This is a genomic window from Piscirickettsia salmonis LF-89 = ATCC VR-1361, assembly GCF_000297215.2.
Taxonomy (GTDB): domain Bacteria; phylum Pseudomonadota; class Gammaproteobacteria; order Piscirickettsiales; family Piscirickettsiaceae; genus Piscirickettsia; species Piscirickettsia salmonis.
Map to the genome: position 1 here is coordinate 6,974 of NZ_AMFF02000097.1, position 3,149 is coordinate 10,122.

Annotated in this window: 3 protein-coding genes and 1 pseudogene; all 4 read left to right on the forward strand. The window is 35.5% G+C overall.

The window, feature by feature from the left end:
- A pseudogene (locus C200_RS16930) lies at positions 1 to 103 on the forward strand (IS30 family transposase); the annotation flags it as partial.
- A 234-nt stretch (positions 104 to 337) separates the two neighbouring features.
- The gene (locus C200_RS09770; RefSeq protein WP_016211953.1) at positions 338 to 817 is read left to right on the forward strand and encodes a hypothetical protein; all 480 of its coding nucleotides are present in this window, start codon (positions 338 to 340) and stop codon (positions 815 to 817) included.
- A 57-nt stretch (positions 818 to 874) separates the two neighbouring features.
- Positions 875 to 1,603, forward strand: coding sequence for a hypothetical protein (locus tag C200_RS09775; RefSeq protein WP_016211956.1), 729 nt, complete (start codon positions 875 to 877; stop codon positions 1,601 to 1,603).
- Between the two features lie 456 nt (positions 1,604 to 2,059).
- Positions 2,060 to 3,040 (forward strand): hypothetical protein, encoded by a 981-nt coding sequence (locus C200_RS09780; protein WP_016211955.1) that lies wholly within the window; start codon positions 2,060 to 2,062, stop codon positions 3,038 to 3,040.
- Positions 3,041 to 3,149 lie beyond the last annotated feature (109 nt).

Sequence of the window (3,149 nt, forward strand, 5' to 3'; positions counted from 1 at the left end):
AGAAATAGCAAAAATAGAGGATACATTGAACACCAGAAGAAGAGCGAGTTTGAATTATTGCTCACCTAATCATGTTTTTTTAGAGTATTTGATGGCGGCTTAGTATAGAGTAGTGTTGCACTTCAGATGACGGAGGGCGTTTTTCTCTTAAAATAATGCCCTATAGTAGCGATTACGTTGAATTTAGCAAGGCCTTCCTAAAGCTGCCGACGCAGGAGGCCTCTTTTAATTCATATTAACAAAATACGATAATTTTCAGAAAATCTGTAGATTATGTTATCTCGTTATTTGTGATTAATTAACACCATCAAAAACATTTTAAATGTGATTGCTAAATATGCCTAAACCGAGATATGCCTTAGTTGATAATAGTAAAGAAAGAAGTATTAAAAATGGTAATTGTGGTTATTATGCCTATGCTTTAGGCCTGATGAGTTACCTTTGTAAAGATCATAAGATTAATTTAGCAAAGGAAATATGGCAACGGTTCGATTTAGGTGAAAAGGATAAGTCATCCTTAAATAGCATTATTGAAGAAAAAAATGCCTTTATGTCGCTGAAAAATCAGCGAACAATTACGCGATTGTTAAGACCTGTTTTACGAGAAAAAAATATAGAAAATATTATAAATATATTTAGTGACCAAGACTGTAAAGATAGTGCGTATCATTCCCCATTAATTTGGAAAATAAAAAAAATGATTGCAGGTCAGCTGCTACGCCCACAAAGGTGGTTGCTCGGTGAAGCTTTTGACCCTGATGGTATTTTTTCTGGAACAGAGTTACTTAGGGCCCCAGGGATTTATGATCAGTGCTAAAAAATGCCAAGCTAAAGTAGCAAGGCTTGATAGGCAGCTATTAAGAAATAAAGCCATATGACTCAGCAATTTATCAACTCATATCAGGAAACAGCAGCAGAGTATACTCGTTTAAATTTATTAATACAGGAAAAACAGGCATCTGAGGATGGCCAGAAAAAAGCATCAAAGTATTATGCGTTTACTCAGCGAAATCTTGGCATTTATAATAGGTTAACTCACACTCGTAGAAGGACAATTTCTAGAGACTTTGAACCTGAAAAAGTCGTCTGGTCACGCTTAAAGGAAGAGGCTTTAGTTAAGGTAGAAAATTTAGTAAATGAAGCATATGAGGCTTTAGTTAAAAGTGATGAATTTCAGAAATGGTTTCGGACTCAGTTTACACAAGATGGTGTTTGGGCAGGTGATGTTGAGTTAAATGGATGTTTACATCCCTTTGTTCAAGGTGAACATGATATACCTTTTGGCTATGTTGCAGGCAATGGTAAGTCGACACCTTATTTGCTTCATGATGAAGGAATTCTTTTAAGCCGAAGATCAAGATTCCAGCGCTTGAAATCCGGCCATACGACAAGCCATCATTGGATGGCCTTAATTCCTAAAGAGCAGTTTTTACCTGAGTCTTTGCAAGAAGGTGAACTGGATGATTTTAATAAAGTTTATCAAGCGTTAGTTGCTGGACAGAATAAAATGTTTAGGACAAATAAAGGAAAGCCTGTAGATGTTGATAAGATCAATGAATATATCCTTAAATACCCAGCTTCTAAATCTGCTTGGGCCTTATGATTATTAAGAAAACATAAAGAGGCCGGTCTTGATCATAGCAATCCAGGTTTAGTTACTGATATTTATGATGCGATGAGAAGCAAATATGGCCGATCTAGAAAATCTGCAGATTGGGCCGGGCCTCAGAAGCTTCAGAGTCCAACCGGTTTTTTTGATTATGTTAAAAAACAAGAAAGAAAGAGGATTCATGATCGGAGTGTTGCCATTTATGAATCATTATCAGGACTTGCGCATTGACAGAAAAATCTAGCTATGGGGCTACCAAAAAACAGCGTTTTCAGTGTGTTTATTTCATAATTTGCATGAAAATTTGTTATAAAGGTATATTTTTTATGAATTTTGATGATCTGCCATAAAGCCATTGATATGACTAAAACTCATGTTTTCGATAGACTGTCAGTGTACAACCTAATTATAAATATTCGTATTAATAGTAAATAATAATGGTGTTTCTGATTGCCAAATTTAATAAAAGCATCTAGAGCAATAAGAAATTTAATTACTGATCATATGGCTGAAATAGGGTATGTTGGTTTTTCTATTGCTAATATATTTGCAGATTCAAACGTTAAAAATCATTTATTTAACTTTAGGTCGACTATTACTTCGCAACAAGCGAGTATTATAGGATCTGTTTGGAACCACCTTGATGCGGTTTACTCAGCTCTGGCTGCGGCAACTATGATTTATAACATGGCTAATGGTAATGTAAACAAACATGAAATGCTTTATCAAAAGCCTCAAGCAGCAGTTTTAATTGCGAGTTCAGTTGCTCTTGCCGCATTGACTATTACAGGAATACCTAGCTGGGGGTTTGCTATTGCAACGTATGCAGACTTGATAAATGAGTCGATGAACTTCTACAAAGCACAAAAAGAGTATAGTGATATTAGCTATTGGACTCAATCAATGGTTTCTAAGCTTCAGCTGATTGATAAGAAATTAGCTGAAACCTCCTCTGGTAATGATAAAAATGTTTTGCAAAGACAAAAGACAGATATTTTAATAGACATTGCTGCCAGATATGAGTTTGAAAATAAAAAACAGATTCCTTTTAGCATACGTAATAAAGTTGACAGTGCGGTAAAATCTAGTGGCTTAAGATTATGGCAGCTTGAGCAAAGAGGTAAAGGAGTTACACACGATTTAAAGAAACAACGTAATGAAAAAACTGGTCAATTTTTATTGAAATTAGGGTCTGCTATTGGAATGACATTACTTGCTATTGGGAGTGCGGTGCACCCAATTGGTTTTGCTATTACCCTAGGAATAGCTGCTGGTTATATGGGCTGTAAGTTTTATCAAGCTTATCAATCAAAAAAAGAAAAGGGTAAAAAAGCAAAAATGTTATTTTTTAATTATGAGGTTGAGGTTAATAAAAACGAGGATCAAGAGTCTTATCGTTATGGGGGCAGACACCTGGAAGCACCATTTTAAACGTAGGGCCTGAGTATTATGATCTGGCAGGCCCTGTTGCAAAAAATTTAGATTTGAGTAGGGTGTAGCAATCAACGGAAGTTAAGAGTGAATTGCTGTGGGTAGAAAC

What these genes read in the sequence shown, in the direction of transcription:
- C200_RS09770 (WP_016211953.1), top strand. Translation starts at nt 338, where the DNA reads ATGCCTAAACCGAGATATGCCTTAGTTGATAATAGTAAAGAAAGAAGT.
- C200_RS09775 (WP_016211956.1), top strand. Translation starts at nt 875, where the DNA reads ATGACTCAGCAATTTATCAACTCATATCAGGAAACAGCAGCAGAGTAT.